This is a genomic window from Bacillus cereus (genome assembly GCF_002561295.1).
Classification (GTDB): Bacteria; Bacillota; Bacilli; order Bacillales; family Bacillaceae_G; genus Bacillus_A; species Bacillus_A cereus_S.
The window spans coordinates 42528-62423 of sequence record NZ_NTUG01000026.1 but is presented as its reverse complement, the minus strand read 5'-3'; the positions used below and the strand labels follow the sequence as shown (position 1 = coordinate 62423).

The window sequence follows — 19896 nt, the reverse complement described above, 5'->3', positions numbered from 1 at the left end:
GGTGCAGATTATGATGCATCTGCATAATTTCTTCAGAATTGGTTGTTATCGTATAGTTGAAAATGACATTCCAGGTGAAAATATAGGCTCAAACATGATGGATACATGGAGGCGATAGCGTGAAAAAAGAGATTCAAGTTTTGAGTATGACAATAATTGCCGCATTTGGACTTGCAGCGTGTGGGCAAGAAAATACAGAGCACAAAAATCATGAATCTGCAAATGAAAAGAAAAATGAGCAACAAAAAGAAATGAAAATGAATCATGAAGCAATGGCACCGAAAGAAATGAATGCAAATGCATCTAATGATCTAGTAACGACAAGTTTAAAAAATATAACAAGATTAAATACAAATGATCCGGTTCAAATGGCTGTAATAACATCACAAACAATTTGGCCAGCTACACATAAGGAGAATCAACCAGGAGCAGTAATTTTAGTACCAGTGAATGAGTGGCAACTGGGAATTGCTAGTGCGGATCTCATTCATCACCCAAACAATGGCCCTATCCTATTTATGAATAAAGAAAGTATTTCAGAGGCGACGTTAAAAGAAATCAAACGATTAAATCCACTTGGGACAAAAGATGGAACACAAGTTATGGTCATGGGGGATGTAGAATCTTCTACATTAGAACAGTTAAAAGAATATAAGGTAAAACAAATAAAAGAAACGGATCCAGCGGTATTTGCAAAAGATGTAGATAAAGAATATGCAGATATAACAGGAAAGTATCCAGGAAGTGTCATTGTCGGTTCGTCAGAAGAAGAAGGACGTTTATATACAACACCTGCAGTAAACTGGATCTCTCATATGCCTGAACCTCTGCTATATGTAGGAAAAGATAAAGTACCTGAAGCTACAATTGAGGCATTAAAAGCAAGAAAAGGGAAAGCGAATATATATGTATTAGGTCCAGAGACCATTATTTCAAAAGAAGTTGAAAAACAGTTAGGTAAACACGGAAAAGTAACGCGAATTAGCGGAGAAACTCCGACAGAAAATTCTATTGCTTTCGCAAAATTTAAAGATGAAAAAACAAAATTTGGTTGGGGATTCACAAAGCCAGGGCACGGTGTATCATTTGCTTCAACAGAAACACCAGATTTAACAATTGCTGGTGCCCCGTTTTCGCATATGGGGAAACACGCACCTATTCTATTATTAGATAAAGGGAAGGTTTCACAACCGGTGTATGATTTATTGGCAATAATTCAGCCGAAATTTAAGGATGATCCAACATTAGGACCATATAATCACGGTTTCTTGTTAGGGGATACGAAGAGCATTTCGTTTGAAACGCAAGGCATATTAGATGAAAGATTAGAGATTGTACAGGAAAGTGGTAAAGGACATGATGGGCATTAAATGAAAAGGCGCTGCGCAAAGCAGCGTCTTTCTTGATTTGGGAAAGTTTTTCATAGCAAATAATCTGATATTCATTATATAATAGCTCTCGTGCAGTCGGATCGATTTTCTTATGGAGGAAATCAAGAAAGATAGAGTAGAGGAGTGTTTCTTTGTTACAAACATTAAAAAATGAATGGTTTTCTAATGTAAAAGGCGATGTATTATCAGGTATTGTTGTTGCATTAGCGCTGATTCCTGAAGCGATTGCCTTTTCTGTTATTGCAGGGGTAGATCCGATGGTTGGATTATACGCTGCTTTTTGTATTGCGGTGACAATTTCATTTGTGGGCGGGAGACCAGGAATGATTTCTGCTGCAACCGGTGCAATGGCATTGTTGATGGTGACAATTGTAAAAGATTATGGATTGCAGTATTTGTTTGCTACAACAATTTTAACCGGTGTTGTTCAAATTATTTTTGGAGTGTTAAAACTAAGTTCATTCATGAAATTCGTTCCGCGTTCTGTTATGAGTGGATTTGTAAATTCATTAGGGATTTTAGTTTTTACAGCACAATTGCCACATTTTAAAGGTGCAAACTGGCAAATGTATGCGTTAGTAGCATTAGGACTTGCAATTATTTATCTATTTCCACGTATTACAACGGCAGTGCCTTCTACGCTTATTGCTATTATTGTTGTGACAAGTATTGCGCTATTAGGAGGATTTCAATTACGTACAGTTGGTGATATGGGGAGTTTACCAACTGAATTACCGTTTTTCAGTATTCCAGATGTACCATTTACGTTAGAGACATTAGCTATTATTTTACCGTATTCGATTATGTTAGCTATTATAGGTTTACTAGAATCGTTATTAACAGCATCTCTTTTAGATGATATGACAGATACACCTAGTGATAAGCATAGAGAGGCACGTGGACAAGGAATTTCAAATATTGTTGCTGGTTTCTTCGGTGGAATGGCAGGTTGTGCGATGATTGGACAATCTATTATTAATATAAAATCAGGTGGTCGAGGTCGCTTATCCACATTCGTAGCCGGTGGATTTTTAATTGTATTGCTCTTTGTTCTTGGTGACTATGTTGTTCATATTCCAATGGCGGCGTTAGTTGCGATTATGATTATGGTTTCTATTGGAACATTCGATTGGAACTCTGTATTTACCCTTCATAAAGTTCCGAAAGGTGATGCGTTTGTTATGATTGTAACAGTTGCGATTGTTCTTGTTACGCATAATCTAGCTCTTGGTGTTATGACTGGTACGGTGTTAAGTGCAGTTTTATTTGCGTTCAACATGGCAAAGATTCACGTGAAACATTTTTATATTGGTGAGAAAAAAATATACGCTGTTCACGGACAACTTTTCTTTGCATCTACCGCAGCATTTATAAATGTGTTTCAGTTTAAAGAGGGTGTAAAAGAAGTAGAAATTGATTTTACACACGCCCATATATGGGATGATTCAGCAGTAGCAGCAGTGGATAAAGTTGTGATGAAGTATGAGAAAAATGATGTGAAAGTAAATATAACGGGATTAAATGAGCGTAGTTCGCAGCTTATTACAAAATTGGCGATTTATAATAAAGTGAAACTTTAATCAGTGGAGGTGAGGGGAAACCCACTGATCTTTCTCCTTTCTCTCAAGCTCTTGAGATGAGTGGTAATGCGGGAGAAAAAGAGAGAACAAGCTGTTAGTTAAATAAGAAGAACCTTTTCGGGAGACCGAAAAGGTTCTGTTTGTATTATAATACGAGTATGACTACGAAAGGGGTTTCAGAACATGTACAAGCAAATTCTATTAGCATGTGATGGATCAGAACATGCGATACGCGCAGCGAAGCATGCAACGCACATTGCTACATTAAGTAAGGAAGTAAACATTGAAATTGTATACGTAGTAGATAATAAAACAGCAAAATCAGATATTATACAGGGACAAACAAATATAGAAACAATCGCATCTAGTCGAAAAGATAGATTAAAAGAAATTGAGGCTTTATTGCAGCAAGAGGGGATCTCCTATAAAATCACAATTTTACATGGTGATCCAGGAAATACGCTTGTACAGTATGTAAATACAGGAGATATTGATCTTGTAATAGTAGGAAGCAGAGGGTTAAATACATTGCAAGAAATGGTACTTGGTAGTGTCAGCCATAAAATAGCAAAACGAGTGAAATGTCCGGTAATGATTGTGAAGTAACAGGCAGTGGTGATACTGTCTGTTTTTTAATCGGAAAGAAATCTTACAATTTTGTAAGACAGTTGTTAGCGAAATCGATGTTATAAATTTCCTTTCATGGGTAAAATAAAAATATCAAATACATACATGGAAGGATGAAAAAAATGAAAGCATTTCAAAATTTATCATATAGCCAAGGTGTAAGTTTGATTTGTTTAGGCGGATTTGTTAGTTCGGTGTTGTTAGCTGTTGTTGTGAAAATGATTCAACAGCTGTTTTTATAAAAGTAGTGTTGTAAATAGAAGGGGGAATGATTGTTATAGTTAGCAAGACAATATCGTTAGACATAAATAAAAAATAGCCCCTAGCATGTTTCTTAATGCTAGGAGCTATTTTATTTTTTACTGCAGTGGTTGTTCCTACTGAGTAAAGTTTCACTTTAAGCTTGCTGAGATTTTGATGGTCCTGTTTTTAAAGTAAGAGCAAGAAAGACAATCGCAAGTACGCAAGATGCGAGTAATAGAATAAAACCGCCGTCCCATCCGAAAGCATCTACAATAAAGCCCATTGCAGCACTAGCAAATGCAGCACCGCCAAGGTAACCGAAGAAACCTGTTAAACCAGCAGCTGTTCCAGCAGCTTTTTTTGGTACTAAGTCAAGAGCATGTAACCCAATTAGCATAACTGGTCCATAAATTAAAAATCCAATTGAAACAAGTGCGATACTATCGATGATTGGGTGACCAGCTGGGTTTAACCAATAAACAAGAACAGCAATGAATACACCAACCATGAATAAAATACCAGCAGGTGCACGGCGTCCTTTAAAGAGCTTATCACTCATCCATCCACAAAGAAGTGTTCCCGGAATCCCAGCCCATTCATATAGAGCGTAAGCTGTACGAGAGCTATTGTGAGTAAAGCTTTTTTCCTCTACTAAATAAGTAGGTGCCCAGTCTACAACGCCGTAACGCACGAAATATACGAATACGTTCGCGATCGCGATGTACCATAAAAATTTGTTGTTTAATACATACGTAAATAAAATTTCCTTTGCCGAAAGCTCACGCTCACGATTTTCTACTTTTTCACTAGTTGGATATTCTCCTGTATGCTCCTCAATTGATGGTAATCCGCAAGATTGAGGTGTATCACGCATTGTAATTAATACATAAATCCCAACTAAAATTGAAAAAATACCAGGGACGTAAAATACACTTTTCCAATCATCAGCGAATAAATACATTCCCAATGTAATAAGAGCTGGCATAAGTGCTCCGCCGACGTTATGAGCAGTATTCCAAATAGACATTTTTGTACCACGTTCGCTAATAGAGAACCAGTGAACCATCGTACGACCACATGGAGGCCACCCCATACCTTGTACCCATCCGTTTAAGAATTGCAGAACAAACATGAGTAAAATACTTGTTGTAATAAAAGAAACCGAACCGAAAATAATATTAATGATACCGGATAAAAATAGTCCTGTTGCTAAGAAGTAACGAGGGTTACAACGGTCGGATACAATCCCCATTACAAACTTGCTTAAGCCATATGCAATGGATACGGCAGAAAGGATAATACCAAGTTCTCCTTTACTAAATCCTTGTTCAACAAGATATGGCATTGCCAGTGAAAAGTTTTTGCGAACAAAGTAGTAACCTGCATAACCAATGAAAATGCCTAAAAATACTTGCAAGCGCAATTTGCGGTATTCGCTGTCGACGCGATCAGCAGGTAAGCGCTCTGCATGTGGCGCAGGTTTAAACAATTGAGTTAAAAACATAACCTAAAAATCCTCCCCTATGATTAACAAACTCTTATGACATAGAGAATAAAAAAAAGACCATGAAATATAGAAAGGGTCCCCTTTCTATGCTCCATAGCCGTATACTCTCATTCTCCATGACTGTCAATATTAACTTCGTCAAAAATTATACAATTTTGTGTCAAAAATGTAAACGTTTTTATGAAATAAAATGATTGACGTTATTTATTTAGTCGTTTAATATTTAAATACGTTAAATATTTTGTTGTTTAAGTAAGGGGTGATAATATGCCAAATGATATGACTCATATTGATAAAATTCAAGCTCTAACATTTTCAATAGGAAAGAAAATGCAAACGGAATTGCTAGAACAAATGCAAAAGTCAGGACTTACACCACCGCAATTTTATATTTTAAAAATTTTAGATCATTACGGTGCAGCAAGAGCTACAGAGCTGGCGAAGAAAATGTATGTGAAACCAAGTGCGATTACAGTGATGATCGATCGTTTAATTGATCAAGAATTGGTGTTACGTTATCACGATAAAAATGATCGCCGTGTTGTTATCATTGAGTTAACGAATAAGGGGAAAGATGTATTAGAAGAGGCAATGACTGCTCGAAATGAGCATATTGCGAAATACTTCTCACAATTAGAATTACAAGAAAGAGAAGATTTACTGCGCTTATTTGAAAAATTGGAGACAATTATTTGCGGAGCATCTGAGAAAAAAGAGACAAACTAGAGGAATTGAGGAGATTACATGGAGCAACAAGCAAATCAGAATAGGAAGTTGTTGTTAATCGGGTTAGTAATCGCGATGTTATTTGCTGCATTAGACGGAACAATTGTCGGTACAGCAATGCCGCGTATTGTCGGCGACTTAGGCGGATTAAGTTTAATGACATGGCTAACAACAGCATATATGTTAACATCAACGACAGTTGTACCTATAGCAGGGAAGTTAGCAGATTTATTAGGTCGTCGTAATGTATATATTACAGGGTTAATCATTTTTATGGTTGGTTCAGCCCTTTGTGGTATGGCGAATGGTATGACGGAGTTAATTATTTTCCGTGGTATTCAAGGCCTTGGTGGCGGTATTATGATGCCAATGGCAATGATTATTATCGGAGATATGTTTTCAGGAAAAGAACGTGCGAAATGGCAAGGGATTTTCGGAGCACTTTACGGTCTTGCATCTGTAATTGGACCACAAGTGGGTGGCTGGATTGTTGATGCGGTTAACTGGAGATGGGTTTTCTATATTAACTTACCAGTTGGTATTTTGGCGACAATCTTTATTGCAATGGGATTAAAATCACATAAACAAACAGGACCAATTAAAATTGATCTTGCTGGTATTTTTACAATGATCCTTGGTGTTGTGAGTTTATTACTTGCGTTAACATTCGGCGGGAAAGACTATGCATGGGATTCTTGGCAAATCATTGGATTATTTGCGCTTGCTATTATTGGTATTGTGAGCTTTATCATTGTTGAAATAAAAGCAGAAGAACCAATTTTACCAATGCATTTCTTTAAAAACCGCACATTTACATTACTAAATGCAATTGGCTTCTTTATGAGCATTGGGATGTTTGGTGCAATTATGTTCGTACCATTCTTTATGCAAGGAATTGTCGGCGTAAGTGCTGCTGAATCAGGAACGATTATGACACCGATGATGATTACGATGATTGTGATGAGTATTATTGGCGGACAACTTGTATTAAAGGTTGGAGTAAAGCCACAAATCATTACTGGTATGCTCATTATGGCTGGTGGTTTCTCGTTATTAACAACAATGGATATGCATACGACTAAACTTGTTGCCACATCATATATGATGATTATCGGTTTAGGTATGGGTCTTGTAATGCCAACATTAACATTAGCACTTCAAGAAAGTTTCCCGAAAAAAGATCTTGGTGTTGTAACTTCATCAAGTCAATTCTTCCGTCAAATTGGAGGGACATTCGGGATTACGATTTTAGGTTCTATTATGAATAATACTTCAGGTACAACATTAACAAATAAACTAGAGCCTGTATTAAATACATTCCCAGCAGAAGCGGGGCAAATCGTAACGAAATTTAAAGATATGATTCATACGGATCCACAAGGTTTATACTCAATGCTATTTAGTCCAGAAGCATTAAAACAAATGCCAGAAGCAATTTCAAATACGATTGTACCTATTTTAAAAACATCTTTAGTAGATTCACTTCACAGTGTATTCTTAACAGGGTTGGTATTTATTGTAGTGGGTGCTGTGTTTACGATTTTCTTACAAAAGATTAAACTTTCTGATCGTAAAAAGAGTGCAGAAGAGCCTGCTGTAACAGAAGAAAAAGATAAAAATGTATCATATTCATAATAAAAAGCATCGCCTTATGGTGATGCTTTTTTAGTTAGAAATGATTGACGTATTTTTAGAAATGAGTTATATTATTTTCTGTAAACGGTTACATGGAATGGAGAGGGAAGAAAATGAGTACAATAAAAGACGTTGCAAAATTAGCGGGAGTATCTGTTGCGACCGTTTCCAGAGTATTAAATAAAAATGGATATGTTCATGAAGATACATTAAAAAAGGTAGAGCGAGCAATTGAAATGCTGGATTATAAACCGAGCACAGTAGCGCGTTCTCTATATAATAAAAAGTCTCGTTTAATTGGTTTAGTCGTTCCGAACATTGTGAATCCATTCTTTCCAGAAGTTGCACGTGCCGTAGAGGATGTAGCGCATAAACAAGGATATACAGTTGTACTTTGTAATTCCGATGAAAGTTTAGAAAAAGAGAAACAATATATTGATGTATTGAAACAAAATAACGTAGATGGATTTATCGTAGCGACAAATCCACAAAATAGTATGAATTACATGAATCTATCAGTACCAGTTGTGGCAATTGATCGCGTGTTCAATGAACGGATTCCAACTGTATATGCAGATAACTATGCGGGGATTCAAGAGGCGACCAAATTGCTATTAGAAAAAGGATGTAAACATATTGCACATATCCGTGGTCCCCGTGACGTAAGTACAGCAAATGAGCGTTTTGAAGGATTTGTAGATATTATTACACAATATAGACTTTCTTACATGATTGCAGAAAGTACATTTGATCCAGCAGATAGTGAACGTGTAGCAACGGAACTGTTAGAAGAGTATCCGCATATTGACGGTATTGTAGCTGGAAATGATTTAATTGCAATTGGTGCAGTCAAAGCAGCATTGCAAAAGGGAATTTCCATTCCGGATGATTTGCAAATTATCGGATTTGATGGTATCTCATTAACAGAAATGATGTATCCATCTATTACAACAGTAGCTCAACCTATTTATGAGATGGGCCGGATTGCAACAGAACTATTATTAGAGCAAATGAATGGAAAAACATTAGAAACAGAACATTATCGTTTACCGATTAAAATTATAGAGCGAAAGACGACAAAGTAAGGAGATGATACATATGCCAAATATTGCAGTAGTAGGCAGTATTTCAATGGACTTAGTTGCTGTTTCACAAAAGCGACCAAAAGCGGGAGAAACAGTAATTGGAGAAGCATTTCATACAGTACCTGGGGGAAAGGGAGCAAATCAAGCAGTTGCCGCAGCGAGATTAGGTGCGAATGTAGCAATGGTTGGAGCTGTAGGAAGTGATAATTACGGCAAAGTAGTTAGAACCAATTTAGAGAATGAACACATATTTATCGATTATGTGGTACCGGTTACAGGTGAAACGACAGGAATTGCACATATTGTTTTAGCGGAGGAAGATAACAGTATTGTTGTTGTACAAGGAGCTAACCGCCTTGTGAATGAAAAAATTGTAGATCGTGCAAAAGATTTGCTTGTAAAAGCAGATATGGTTGTTCTTCAACTGGAAATTCCACTTGAAACAGTAGAATACGTTTTGGATATTTGCGAGCAACATAAAATTCCAGTTATGTTAAACCCAGCTCCAGCGCAAGCTTTGTCAGCGGATATTTTAGAAAAGGCAGCATATATTACACCAAATGAGCATGAGTGCCGCGTCGTATTAGATGATTTTACGTCACCAATTGAAGAGTTACTTGAGAAATATCCAAATAAGTTACTGATGACAGAAGGTAGTAAAGGCGTTCGTTTCCATAATGGTACAGAAATTGTTCATGTTCCAGGTATTTCTGTAGAAGTAGTAGATACGACCGGAGCTGGTGATACATTTAACGGTGCATTAGCAGTCGCACTTTCTGAAGGTGAGCTATTGGAAAAAGCAATTCGATTTGCAAATATTGCTGGTGGCCTTTCTGTAACAAAGTTAGGAGCACAAGGTGGTATGCCAACAAGAGAGAGACTTAGAGAAGTGCAGGTGATTGTTAGATGAAGAAGCATGGTGTATTAAATAGTGAAATTGCCGCGATATTGGCATCACTTGGGCATACAGATACGGTTGTGATTGCGGATTGTGGTCTACCGATTCCAGATGGCGTGAAACGAATTGATTTAGCTGTAGAGCTTGGAAAACCATCTTTTCTAGAGGTATTACAAGTTGTGATAGATGACATGGCTGTTGAAAAAGTAACTTTGGCGGAAGAAGTTACGATACATAATGCGGTGGTAAATCAAGAAGTAGAAGAGCGTTTAAATGGAGCTGCTTTTGAATATGTGTCACATGAAGAATTTAAAGAACACACAAAACAGGCGAAGGCGATTATTCGTACCGGAGAAGCAACGCCATATGCGAACATTATTTTACATGCAGGCGTGATTTTTTAACAAAGGGATGTGATGAGAATGCGTATTGAAATGAAGAATATTTCAAAAGCGTTCAATGGGAACCCTGTTTTGAAACATGCACAGTTTAGCATTGAAACAGGAGAAGTCCATGCACTGATGGGGGAAAACGGAGCGGGTAAATCAACGCTCATGAAGATTTTAACTGGGGTATATACAAAAGATGGTGGCCAGATTACGATTGACGGGCAAGAACGAACTTTTAAAAGTGCAAAAGAAGCAGAAGAATATGGAATTGCCTTCATCCATCAAGAGCTGAACATACTGCCAAATTTAACAGTTGCCGAAAATATGTTTCTTGGAAAAGAGCTTATGTACGGAAAAACAGGTATTTTGCGTACCCGTCAAATGAATGATATTGCTCAGAAACAATTAGCAAGTTTAGGGTTACATGTAAAAGGTGCTATGCTTGCTGGAGAATTATCGGTTGGGCAACAGCAAATTATAGAAATTGGTAAGGCGTTAATGACAAATGCGAGTGTTATTATTATGGACGAGCCTACCGCGGCATTAACGGATCGCGAAATTGAAACGCTCTTTACAGTTATTAATAAATTACGCAAAGAAGGCGTTTCATTCGTTTATATTTCACATCGTATGGAAGAAATCTTTTCAATTTGTGATGCTATTACCATTTTACGTGATGGAGAATATGTGGGAACACGGTTAATTCCAGAAACATCATTTGATGAAGTGGTAAGCATGATGGTTGGACGTAGTATTGGCGAGCGTTATCCGGAGCGAGATGCTAAGATTGGCGAAGTTATTTTTGAAATGCGACATGGAACGAAAAAGGGAAAGTTTGAAAATATTTCGTTTCAAGTGAGAAAAGGGGAAATTCTCGGTGTCGCTGGATTAATGGGAGCTGGCCGCACAGATATTATGAAAGCGATTTTTGGCTATGAACCATTAGATGCAGGGCAAATATTAATCAATGGACGAGAAGTGAAAATTGACAGTCCAATTGATGCGATAAGGCAACGGATTGCTTTTATTACTGAAGATAGAAAATCAGAAGGGCTCGTATTAGACTTTTCTATTCGTGAAAATTTAGCATTGCCAAACTTAGAAAGCCTTTCAAAAGGTAGTGTGATGGATAAAGGAATAGAAGGACAATTTACAGAGGACATGATGAAGCTTCTGAATATAAAAGCTGCCAATGGGGAACAAGCTGTCAAATCACTTTCAGGCGGGAATCAGCAAAAAGTTGTAATCGCAAAATGGTTAGGAATTCATCCGCAATTATTAATTTTGGATGAACCAACAAGGGGTGTTGATGTTGGGGCAAAAAAAGAAATTTACTCGATTATGAACAAGCTTACACATCAAGGAGATGCCGTTATTATGGTTTCATCTGAACTGCCGGAAGTATTAGGAATGAGCGATCGTGTCCTCGTTATACATGAAGGGAAAGTCGGCGGTATTTTAGAGAAAAGTGAAGCAACACAAGAGTCCATTATGGCATTAGCTACAGGGGGAGAATAAGTTATGGCTAAAAAGGGGAATGTTCTGCAACAACTCGGTTCTTTAATTGGATTAGCACTTATTATCGTAGTTATTACGGCATTAAATCCAGCGTTTATTGAAATTCCAAACTTATTTAATATTTTAAGGCAAGTATCGATAAATGCACTCATTGCATTTGGAATGACCTTCGTTATTTTAACTGGGGGTATTGACTTATCGGTAGGTTCTATTTTAGCATTATCAAGTGCACTTGTTGCTGGAATGATGGCAAGTGGCATGGATCCGTTCCTGGCAATGGCAGTTGGCTTATTAGCAGGTCTTGTAATGGGGATTGTAAACGGTATCATCATTACGAAAGGAAAAGTGGCACCATTTATTGCGACTTTAGCAACAATGACTATTTTTCGGGGGCTCACACTTGTCTACATGGACGGACGTCCGATCACAGGCCTTGGCGATCATTTAATGTTCCAAATGTTTGGTCGTGGCTATTTCTTTGGTATTCCGGTGCCAGCTGTAACGATGATGATTGCTTTCGCAGTTCTGTACTTTATTTTAAAGAAAACGACATTTGGTCGCCGTACTTTTGCAATTGGTGGGAATGAAGAAGCAGCGGCATTATCAGGTATTAATGTAACGAGAATAAAAGTAATGATTTATGGTCTTTCCGGAGTTTTGGCAGCGCTTGCGGGTATTGTATTAACATCACGTTTAGATTCTGCACAGCCAACTGCTGGTACTTCTTATGAATTAGACGCAATTGCTGCAGTTGTATTAGGCGGAACAAGTCTTTCAGGCGGAAGAGGTTGGATTGTCGGCACATTCATTGGTGTACTGATTATCGGTGTATTAAATAACGGTCTAAATTTATTAGGCGTATCTTCTTTCTTCCAACAAGTTGTCAAAGGACTTGTTATCTTACTTGCTGTATTAATTGATCGTCGAAAAGAAGCGTAATGGAGGGACAATTTATGAAAAAATGGTTACTGATGCTCGTTGCACTTATTATGGTAATCACTGCTGGTTGTTCAATGGAACCACCAGAATGGGCAAAGGATTCTAGCGATAAAAGTCGAAATAAAACTATTAAAGTTGGATTTTCTGTTTCCACTTTAAATAATCCATTTTTCGTTACGTTGAAAAAAGGTGCAGAAAAGAAAGCGAAAGATAGTGGCATTGAGCTCATTGCTGTTGATGCACAAAATGATGCAGCGAAGCAAACGAACGATGTCGAGGATTTAATTCAAAAAGGCGTTGATGTCGTTGTCATTAACCCAACAGACTCAGATGCGGTTGCTTCAGCTGTAAGTGCAGCGAATGCGGCAAACATCCCTGTTATTACAGTGGATCGCGTTGCAAACTCAGGAAAAGTTGTTTCACACATTGCATCAAATAATGTAGAAGGTGGCCAAATGGCAGGTGACTACATTCATGAACTTGTTGGTGAAGGAGCAAATGTCGCTGAGCTAGAAGGAATTCCTGGATCTTCTGCTGCACGTGAGCGTGGGAAAGGATTCCATAACGTAGCTGATAAGGGATTAAAAGTCGTTGCAAAACAAGCTGCGGATTTTGATCGTGCCAAAGGATTATCAGTTATGGAAAATATTTTGCAAGCAAATAGTGATATAAAAGCAGTATTTGCGCATAATGATGAAATGGCACTAGGTGCACTTGAAGCATTAAAGTCTGCGGGTAAAACAGATGTCGTTGTGGTTGGATTTGATGCAACTGACGATGCTGTGAAAGCGGTTAATGATGGACGCATGGCAGCAACTGTTGCGCAAAAACCAGAGTTAATCGGAGAGAAGGCGATGGAAACAGCAAAACAAGTGAGCCAAGGTAAAAAAGTGGAAAAATTCATTCCGATTGAATTAGAGCTTATTAAGAAAAAATAAAATATAAACTTACATTTAGGAAGGAAGAATAACAAATGAAATTTTTTATTGATACAGCAAACATTGATGAAATTAAAGAAGCAAATGATTTAGGAGTATTAGCAGGTGTAACAACAAACCCATCACTTGTAGCAAAAGAAGGCGTAGATTTCCATGAACGTATTCGTGAAATTTGCAGCGTTGTAGAAGGACCTGTAAGCGCAGAAGTAATCAGCTTAGAAGCAGATAAAATGATTGAAGAAGGAAAAGAATTAGCAAAAATCGCTCCAAACGTTGTTGTTAAAGTTCCGATGACAAAAGAAGGATTAAAAGCGGTAAAAGCATTCTCTGATTTAGGAATCCGTACAAACGTTACGTTAGTGTTCTCAGCAGTACAAGCATTGCTTGCAGCGCGCGCTGGTGCAACATACGTATCTCCATTCTTAGGTCGCTTAGATGATATCGGTCATAACGGTATGGATCTAATTCGTCAAATTGCTGAGATCTTCGCAATTCACGGTATTGAAACAGAAATTATTGCAGCATCTGTACGTCATAGCGTTCACGTAACTGAAGCAGCATTAAATGGTGCACATATCGCAACAATCCCAGCGAACGTAATCGGACCATTAGTAAAACACCCATTAACAGATCAAGGAATCGAGAAGTTCTTAGCTGATTGGGAGAAAACACAAGGGAAATAAATAATAAAAAAACACAACTCNNGAGTTGTGTTTTTTTATTATAGAGAAGATTATGGAGAGATAAAGCGATTAAAGATGATTCATCTTTTCTCTCACTTTTTTTCGAAGTTTAAAACTTAAGCGATTACTATGTTCTTCATTTTCTACTAAAAGTTTATATGATTCTAATATTGCAGCGATGCGAATGAAAATGTAGATACCAATAGCAATTAATGCCACACAAATCGGATAATAGGGAACTAAAACTCCTGAAGTTATATTTTTTCGCTCTAACAAAAATGGTATTCCACCTGCTGCTATTAAACAAATTCCAACTACTATTACTGGAGTGTATCTCTTTTTAATATTTGTATATTTTGCTGCTAACTCTTTAAGAAAGTTTTGATCAAACATTAAAGTCTCTTTTTTAAGGGCTTTATATTTAGTATCTTCTATAGATATGGCTGTCACAATCGTTCCGATACCGAGGACAGCAATTATAATGATAAGAAATGTATAAATTGCTGGATCCTGTTTAAAAAGTAAATATGGTACGGTAGATAAAATAAGTAGGCTAAACCCTAAAGCGATATATTTAGAAATTTTTTGTTCATATAATAAATACCCTTCTGCCATTTCTCTACTTACATAATATCCTGGTTCGTTTTCATTGCTTTGCTTGGCAGTATCTTTTAATAAATAATCAACAGATACCTCGAAAATATTTCCAATCATTAAAAGTTTTTCAGTTTCAGGAAATCCTTGACCATTTTCCCACTTACTAATCGCTTGCCTTGAGGTGTTTAATTTTTCAGCTAAAGCCTCTTGAGAAAGGCCTTTTTCTTTTCTTAACTTAAAAAGTTTCTCACCAAAAGCCATATGTATAACCCCCTTTGTTTTGATAACTAAATTGTATATAAACATTGCTGTCTGTTCTATCCTATGAGAAATGCACTTTGTCAACTTATGGTTGCAATTATGTTATTATGATGAATTTTTCATATGATTTAACTGTATAACCAATATTTAGGTTTTTCAAGCATTGAAATTGCCGAATGCTATGTTATAACGATTTCAAAAACAAAAGCTTATCAAATACTGTAGGGAAAAGAAATATTTCCAAGGAAATTGTCGAGAAAAATGCAGGGATTATCCAAACTCTATTGGAAATGTTTAAAGAACGGGTACGTATGTATATAAGGTCAGTTATATAAAAAAGAGAAGAGCGTTTCAAAAAGGAGTGGAGGCAACATGTATGAAAGAGAACCGGCAGGATTTTGGAGGAGGTTTGTAGCGGGGATTGTAGATGGATTACTGTTTAGCCCAATTTATGCTATATTTTTAATTTTAAAAGTATCAGAATCTAATATTGAGACAATAACAAATAGCTTGCAATTTTTATATTTCCTCATTGTACCTGTTATATGGAGTGGATTTACTGTAGGTAAAAAGGTGTTAGGAGCACAAATTATTCGTATAGACGGAAAGAAGGTTACACTTTGGACGACATTTAAACGTCATGTGTTAGCTGGGATTGTTTATGTACTCACATTAGGTATAGGTTTTATAGTAAGTGCATTTATGGTCGGGTTACGTGAGGATAAAAGATCGATTCATGATTTTATTGCTGGAACACAAGTGGTAGAAGTAGAGGAATAGAATATGAAAAGGGAAATGTTATATTAGTTGGGTGGAGGGATGAAACTCTCTACTAATTAAAGTTTCTCTTTATATAATAAAAAGACAATGACGGAATTTAACCCATCATTGTCTTTTTCACTTTTCCTCTTACATAAATCATAGAAGCAAATGTAAGTAAAAATGCTGTTCCAATTACAAAGCTTACGCTCGGTGATGCACCGATTGCTCCAACTGTAAAGGATCCTGCGACAACGCCTAATGAGAAGAATGCGTAAAATAATCCGAACGCCTTCCCGCGTTTGTCTTCAGTTGTATTTTCAACGAGTAAAGCATTAATAGATGGGAAGAGGATAGCGAATCCAATTCCGTAAATCATCATCACAATAAAGAGCATACCTTTTGATGCAAATATGCCAAGTAATGATAGGGCAAGTGCCATAACAGCAATGCCAATTAGCATCATTTTTGAACGGTCAAAGCGATCAAAGATACGATTTGTTGGCAGCAAGAAAAAGAGAATAGCTGTAATTCCAAACACACTTAGCATCATGCCTGTGGTAGATGCTTGAAGTGCTAATGCTTCTACTTTTACGGGTAACATATATGTGACAATCCCTTGTGAGAACATTAATGTAAATGCACCGATATAGGCTTGTAATAAAGGCTCGGATTTTAATAATCCTATCATATCCTCTTTGTGCATCATTTGTGTTCGTGATGTATCTTTTCTACTTACATTATTCGGTAATAAGAAAAGAGATACAAGTGTACCAAGCACCATTAAGATAGAAATTGTAACAAAGACCCACTCAATACCTGCAGTTGCTTTCATAATTCCACTGAAGGCAGGACCGACGATAGCGGCCGTTCCGACAGCAGCGCCAGATAACGCCATTGCTTTTCCTTGTTTTGTAGATTTTGTTTGCTTAGATAGGAAAGTAAAAGCTGCAGGGATTAAGAAACCATCACTAAATCCGTGTAAAAAGCGAACGATAAGTAATTGTTCACTGTTTTGAACAACCGTATACAGTAATACTATGAAACTCGTAATTCCCATACTTATATAGAGCACTTTCTTTGCTCCAAATTTATCAACAGATGCACCTGCGATAATATTGCCAATCATATTGGCAAACGAGTACATCCCGACAACAAGACCGATAATAAGAGGAGTTCCTCCGAGGCTTTGCGCGTAAGTACTCATAATAGGTAATTGTGAAAATGTATCTAAAAACGCTACGATAACAATAAAATAAATGAAATATTTCAAGCGATGTTCACCTCTCCTCTGCTATTATGGCACAATGCGAATTTCACCTGCAATGAAATTGAATTAACAGATGTGGAAAAAAGTACAAAGTGACAAAAAAGTGAACTTTTTCTGTTAAAATTTAGTGAAATCTAGACTATATTTTTGAAATATATGGATAAAAGTACTATACTAGATTGGTAAACTTCACCAGGTTAAGTATATATACATAGAGAGGGATGCATAAAATGAAAGCATTACTTTGGCATAATCAACGTGATGTAAGAGTAGAAGAAGTTCCAGAACCAACTGTACGACCAGGAGCAGTGAAAATCGAAGTTAAATGGTGTGGTATTTGTGGAACAGATTTACATGAATATTTAGCAGGACCTATTTTTATTCCAACAGAAGAACATCCACTAACACATGTGAAAGCACCTGTTATTTTAGGTCATGAATTTAGTGGTGAAGTTGTTGAAATCGGTGAAGGTGTTACAACTCATAAAGTAGGGGACCGTGTTGTTGTAGAACCTATTTATTCTTGTGGTAAATGTGAAGCTTGTAAACATGGTCATTATAACGTTTGCGAACAACTTGTGTTCCACGGTCTTGGTGGCGATGGAGGTGGCTTCTCTGAATATACTGTAGTACCGGCAGATATGGTGCACCATATCCCAGATGAAATGACTTATGAACAAGGTGCACTTGTAGAACCAGCAGCAGTTGCAGTTCATGCAGTGCGTCAAAGTAAATTAAAAGAAGGTGAAGCTGTAGCGGTATTTGGCTGTGGCCCAATTGGACTACTTGTGATTCAAGCTGCTAAAGCAGCAGGTGCAACCCCTGTTATTGCAGTTGAACTTTCTAAAGAACGTCAAGAGTTAGCGAAATTAGCAGGCGCTGATTACGTATTAAATCCAGCAGAGCAAGATGTACTAGCAGAAATTCGTAACTTAACAAACGGTTTAGGCGTAAATGTTAGCTTCGAAGTAACAGGCGTTGAAGTTGTACTTCGTCAAGCGATTGAAAGTACAAGCTTTGAAGGACAAACCGTTATTGTTAGCGTATGGGAAAAAGATGCTAGCATCACTCCAAACAACTTAGTATTAAAAGAAAAAGAATTGATTGGTATTCTTGGATACCGCCACATCTTCCCATCTGTTATTAAATTAATTAGCTCTGGTCAAATTCAAGCAGAGAAATTAATTACGAAAAAAATTACAGTGGATCAAGTTGTTGAAGAAGGATTTGAAGCACTTGTAAAAGATAAAAATCAAGTGAAAATTCTTGTTTCACCTAAATAATATATAATATAGAAGAAAGTAGTCTTTTTCTAGAAATAGAAGAGGGCTACTTTTTTTATGCATAGAAAGGTGATAGACTTTCCTTTAATCATATAAATACAGATTGAAAGACTAACATAAAATCATTCCTTTTAGGTGGTAGAGAGAATCCACCGATGGATAGAAGCGGTCAGTTCTTTTTTAGCCCCATGCCATATGAAAACAGAAGGAGAAAATGAGTGGAAGCAATCAGGTACATATCCTGATTGCTTTATTTTTTACAATATTTTAGTTGTTTCTTTGCAGAAGATTAATATTTGTCCACTACAATGCAAATGAGTCATATCACAATGTACAGGATTAATAATGATATGAACATTTACATCATTTATCCCGCTATTTGCGGGCGGTAAGACCCCCACCTCAAGATTCAGAGAGAAACGAATGTCCAGCTCTAGCGGCTAAAATCTCCAGCCGTTTCGCTCCCTCGGACGAGGCAAAAAGCGCCTCTNNGGGGGATGAAGAAAATCCCCACTGATTAAAGTTTCACTTTATTTTCTCAATAGGAATTAATAGAAAGGTGGGGTATTCTAATCATAGGTTGACCATGTGATGTGAATTACATACTCAAAGTAAATGAATTATAGACGGAGGTTTTATATGAAAAAGAAAGTATTAGCCTTAGCAGCAGCTCTTACGTTAGTAGCGCCATTACAAAGTGTAGCATTTGCTCATGAAAATGAAGGTGGAAATAAGGTAAGAATCATTCAATATTGGTCTGCAGAAGATACACATGCAGAAGGTGTAAACTCGCATTTATGGATTGTGAATCGTGCAATTGATATTATGTCCCGTAATACAACGATTGTAAAACAAGAGCAAGTGGCACTATTAAATGAATGGCGTACAGAGTTAGAGAATGGGATTTATGCTGCTGATTATGAAAACCCTTACTATGATAATAGTACATTTGCTTCTCATTTCTATGACCCTGATACAGGAAAGACGTATATTCCTTTTGCTAAGCAGGCGAAAGAAACGGGGGCTAAATACTTTAAACTTGCTGGTGAATCATATCAAAAGCAAGATATGAAACAAGCATTCTTTTATTTAGGATTATCTCTTCATTACTTAGGGGATGTAAATCAACCAATGCATGCAGCAAACTTTACAAACCTTTCTTATCCACAAGGTTTCCATTCTAAATTTGAAAATTTTGTTGATACAGTAAAGGATAATTATAAAGTGACTGATGGAAACGGGTATTGGAATTGGAAAGGAATAAATCCTGAAGACTGGATTCATGGAGCGGCTGTGGCTGCTAAGCAAGATTATGCTGGTATTGTAAATAGCACTACAAAAGATTGGTTCGTAAGAGCGGCAATTTCACAAGAATATGCAGATAAATGGCGGGCGGAAGTTACACCAGCGACAGGTAAACGTTTAGTAGAAGCACAGCGCGTAACAGCTGGGTATATTCAGCTTTGGTTTGATACATATGGGAATCGCTAGAATTTCTTAGTTACAAACATACACACATGGTAGAGAGTAATTGCTTTAAAGTAGCGAAAAGGTTTCTTCGTAAAGA

The 19896-nt window shown here is 37.0% G+C and carries 19 protein-coding genes; 16 read left to right on the top strand and 3 right to left on the bottom strand.

The window, feature by feature from the left end:
- Positions 1-146: 146 nt before the first annotated feature.
- The 4 genes from CN373_RS15525 (at position 147) to CN373_RS15510 (ending at position 3840) form a co-directional block, all read left to right on the top strand.
- Entirely contained in the window at positions 147-1370 is a 1224-nt protein-coding gene (locus tag CN373_RS15525; protein ID WP_425290474.1) for a cell wall-binding repeat-containing protein, read from the top strand.
- Between the two features lie 152 nt (positions 1371-1522).
- Complete coding sequence (locus CN373_RS15520; protein ID WP_000942193.1) at positions 1523-2971, top strand: SulP family inorganic anion transporter; 1449 nt, start codon at positions 1523-1525, stop codon at positions 2969-2971.
- Positions 2972-3154: 183 nt separating this feature from the next.
- The gene (locus CN373_RS15515) at positions 3155-3577 is read left to right on the top strand and encodes a universal stress protein (RefSeq protein ID WP_000278007.1); all 423 of its coding nucleotides are present in this window, start codon (positions 3155-3157) and stop codon (positions 3575-3577) included.
- 143 nt (positions 3578-3720) lie between these two features.
- Positions 3721-3840, top strand: a complete 120-nt coding sequence (locus CN373_RS15510) for a DUF4027 family protein (RefSeq protein ID WP_000643269.1) — start codon at positions 3721-3723, stop codon at positions 3838-3840.
- Positions 3841-3995: 155 nt separating this feature from the next.
- Here CN373_RS15510 and glpT read toward each other — a convergent pair whose 3' ends face one another.
- Positions 3996-5345: a glycerol-3-phosphate transporter gene (gene glpT / locus CN373_RS15505; protein ID WP_000480197.1), complete on the bottom strand. Its 1350-nt coding sequence runs from the start codon at positions 5343-5345 to the stop codon at positions 3996-3998.
- 270 nt (positions 5346-5615) lie between these two features.
- Between glpT and CN373_RS15500 the strand changes: the two genes are divergently transcribed.
- The 9 genes from CN373_RS15500 to fsa all read left to right on the top strand — a co-directional run bounded on the left by CN373_RS15500 (position 5616) and on the right by fsa (position 14159).
- On the top strand, positions 5616-6074 hold the full coding sequence (locus tag CN373_RS15500; protein ID WP_001132372.1) for a MarR family winged helix-turn-helix transcriptional regulator: 459 nt from the start codon (positions 5616-5618) through the stop codon (positions 6072-6074).
- Between the two features lie 18 nt (positions 6075-6092).
- Positions 6093-7709 carry an MDR family MFS transporter gene (locus CN373_RS15495; RefSeq protein ID WP_000437624.1) on the top strand — a complete coding sequence of 539 codons (1617 nt, stop codon included), beginning with the start codon at positions 6093-6095 and terminating at the stop codon, positions 7707-7709.
- 113 nt (positions 7710-7822) lie between these two features.
- Positions 7823-8794 carry a LacI family DNA-binding transcriptional regulator gene (locus CN373_RS15490; RefSeq protein WP_098359655.1) on the top strand — a complete coding sequence of 324 codons (972 nt, stop codon included), beginning with the start codon at positions 7823-7825 and terminating at the stop codon, positions 8792-8794.
- A 13-nt stretch (positions 8795-8807) separates the two neighbouring features.
- Positions 8808-9704 (top strand): ribokinase, encoded by an 897-nt coding sequence (gene rbsK / locus CN373_RS15485; protein WP_001132881.1) that lies wholly within the window; start codon positions 8808-8810, stop codon positions 9702-9704.
- A complete protein-coding gene (rbsD, locus tag CN373_RS15480; RefSeq protein ID WP_098359654.1) occupies positions 9701-10096 on the top strand; it encodes a D-ribose pyranase in 396 nt (131 codons plus the stop codon). The genes rbsK and rbsD overlap by 4 nt, the downstream gene beginning before the upstream one ends.
- A gap of 18 nt (positions 10097-10114) precedes the next feature.
- Complete coding sequence (locus CN373_RS15475) at positions 10115-11599, top strand: sugar ABC transporter ATP-binding protein (protein WP_001217675.1); 1485 nt, start codon at positions 10115-10117, stop codon at positions 11597-11599.
- Between the two features lie 3 nt (positions 11600-11602).
- On the top strand, positions 11603-12538 hold the full coding sequence (locus tag CN373_RS15470) for an ABC transporter permease subunit (RefSeq protein ID WP_098359653.1): 936 nt from the start codon (positions 11603-11605) through the stop codon (positions 12536-12538).
- Between the two features lie 14 nt (positions 12539-12552).
- Complete coding sequence (gene rbsB / locus CN373_RS15465) at positions 12553-13476, top strand: ribose ABC transporter substrate-binding protein RbsB (protein ID WP_000759044.1); 924 nt, start codon at positions 12553-12555, stop codon at positions 13474-13476.
- 35 nt (positions 13477-13511) lie between these two features.
- A complete protein-coding gene (fsa, locus tag CN373_RS15460; protein WP_000667660.1) occupies positions 13512-14159 on the top strand; it encodes a fructose-6-phosphate aldolase in 648 nt (215 codons plus the stop codon).
- Between the two features lie 69 nt (positions 14160-14228).
- Here fsa and CN373_RS15455 read toward each other — a convergent pair whose 3' ends face one another.
- Entirely contained in the window at positions 14229-15017 is a 789-nt protein-coding gene (locus CN373_RS15455; RefSeq protein WP_000863868.1) for a helix-turn-helix domain-containing protein, read from the bottom strand.
- A gap of 372 nt (positions 15018-15389) precedes the next feature.
- Here CN373_RS15455 and CN373_RS15450 point away from each other — a divergent pair, with 372 nt between their 5' ends.
- Positions 15390-15797, top strand: a complete 408-nt coding sequence (locus CN373_RS15450) for an RDD family protein (RefSeq protein WP_098359651.1) — start codon at positions 15390-15392, stop codon at positions 15795-15797.
- A gap of 97 nt (positions 15798-15894) precedes the next feature.
- Here the strand turns inward: CN373_RS15450 and CN373_RS15445 are convergent, their stop codons facing one another.
- Positions 15895-17049 carry an MFS transporter gene (locus CN373_RS15445; RefSeq protein ID WP_000873280.1) on the bottom strand — a complete coding sequence of 385 codons (1155 nt, stop codon included), beginning with the start codon at positions 17047-17049 and terminating at the stop codon, positions 15895-15897.
- 227 nt (positions 17050-17276) lie between these two features.
- Here CN373_RS15445 and bdhA point away from each other — a divergent pair, with 227 nt between their 5' ends.
- Both bdhA and cerA read left to right on the top strand, forming a co-directional pair.
- Positions 17277-18329 carry a (R,R)-butanediol dehydrogenase gene (gene bdhA / locus CN373_RS15440; protein WP_098359650.1) on the top strand — a complete coding sequence of 351 codons (1053 nt, stop codon included), beginning with the start codon at positions 17277-17279 and terminating at the stop codon, positions 18327-18329.
- A gap of 639 nt (positions 18330-18968) precedes the next feature.
- A complete protein-coding gene (gene cerA, locus CN373_RS15435; RefSeq protein ID WP_000731015.1) occupies positions 18969-19820 on the top strand; it encodes a phospholipase CerA in 852 nt (283 codons plus the stop codon).
- Positions 19821-19896: the final 76 nt, after the last annotated feature.

What these genes read in the sequence shown, in the direction of transcription:
- CN373_RS15525 (WP_425290474.1), top strand. Translation starts at nt 147, where the DNA reads ATGACAATAATTGCCGCATTTGGACTTGCAGCGTGTGGGCAAGAAAAT.
- CN373_RS15515 (WP_000278007.1), top strand. Translation starts at nt 3,155, where the DNA reads ATGTACAAGCAAATTCTATTAGCATGTGATGGATCAGAACATGCGATA.
- CN373_RS15510 (WP_000643269.1), top strand. Translation starts at nt 3,721, where the DNA reads ATGAAAGCATTTCAAAATTTATCATATAGCCAAGGTGTAAGTTTGATT.
- glpT (WP_000480197.1), bottom strand. Translation starts at nt 5,345, where the DNA reads ATGTTTTTAACTCAATTGTTTAAACCTGCGCCACATGCAGAGCGCTTA.
- CN373_RS15500 (WP_001132372.1), top strand. Translation starts at nt 5,616, where the DNA reads ATGCCAAATGATATGACTCATATTGATAAAATTCAAGCTCTAACATTT.
- CN373_RS15495 (WP_000437624.1), top strand. Translation starts at nt 6,093, where the DNA reads ATGGAGCAACAAGCAAATCAGAATAGGAAGTTGTTGTTAATCGGGTTA.
- CN373_RS15490 (WP_098359655.1), top strand. Translation starts at nt 7,823, where the DNA reads ATGAGTACAATAAAAGACGTTGCAAAATTAGCGGGAGTATCTGTTGCG.
- rbsK (WP_001132881.1), top strand. Translation starts at nt 8,808, where the DNA reads ATGCCAAATATTGCAGTAGTAGGCAGTATTTCAATGGACTTAGTTGCT.
- rbsD (WP_098359654.1), top strand. Translation starts at nt 9,701, where the DNA reads ATGAAGAAGCATGGTGTATTAAATAGTGAAATTGCCGCGATATTGGCA.
- CN373_RS15475 (WP_001217675.1), top strand. Translation starts at nt 10,115, where the DNA reads ATGCGTATTGAAATGAAGAATATTTCAAAAGCGTTCAATGGGAACCCT.
- CN373_RS15470 (WP_098359653.1), top strand. Translation starts at nt 11,603, where the DNA reads ATGGCTAAAAAGGGGAATGTTCTGCAACAACTCGGTTCTTTAATTGGA.
- rbsB (WP_000759044.1), top strand. Translation starts at nt 12,553, where the DNA reads ATGAAAAAATGGTTACTGATGCTCGTTGCACTTATTATGGTAATCACT.
- fsa (WP_000667660.1), top strand. Translation starts at nt 13,512, where the DNA reads ATGAAATTTTTTATTGATACAGCAAACATTGATGAAATTAAAGAAGCA.
- CN373_RS15455 (WP_000863868.1), bottom strand. Translation starts at nt 15,017, where the DNA reads ATGGCTTTTGGTGAGAAACTTTTTAAGTTAAGAAAAGAAAAAGGCCTT.
- CN373_RS15450 (WP_098359651.1), top strand. Translation starts at nt 15,390, where the DNA reads ATGTATGAAAGAGAACCGGCAGGATTTTGGAGGAGGTTTGTAGCGGGG.
- bdhA (WP_098359650.1), top strand. Translation starts at nt 17,277, where the DNA reads ATGAAAGCATTACTTTGGCATAATCAACGTGATGTAAGAGTAGAAGAA.
- cerA (WP_000731015.1), top strand. Translation starts at nt 18,969, where the DNA reads ATGAAAAAGAAAGTATTAGCCTTAGCAGCAGCTCTTACGTTAGTAGCG.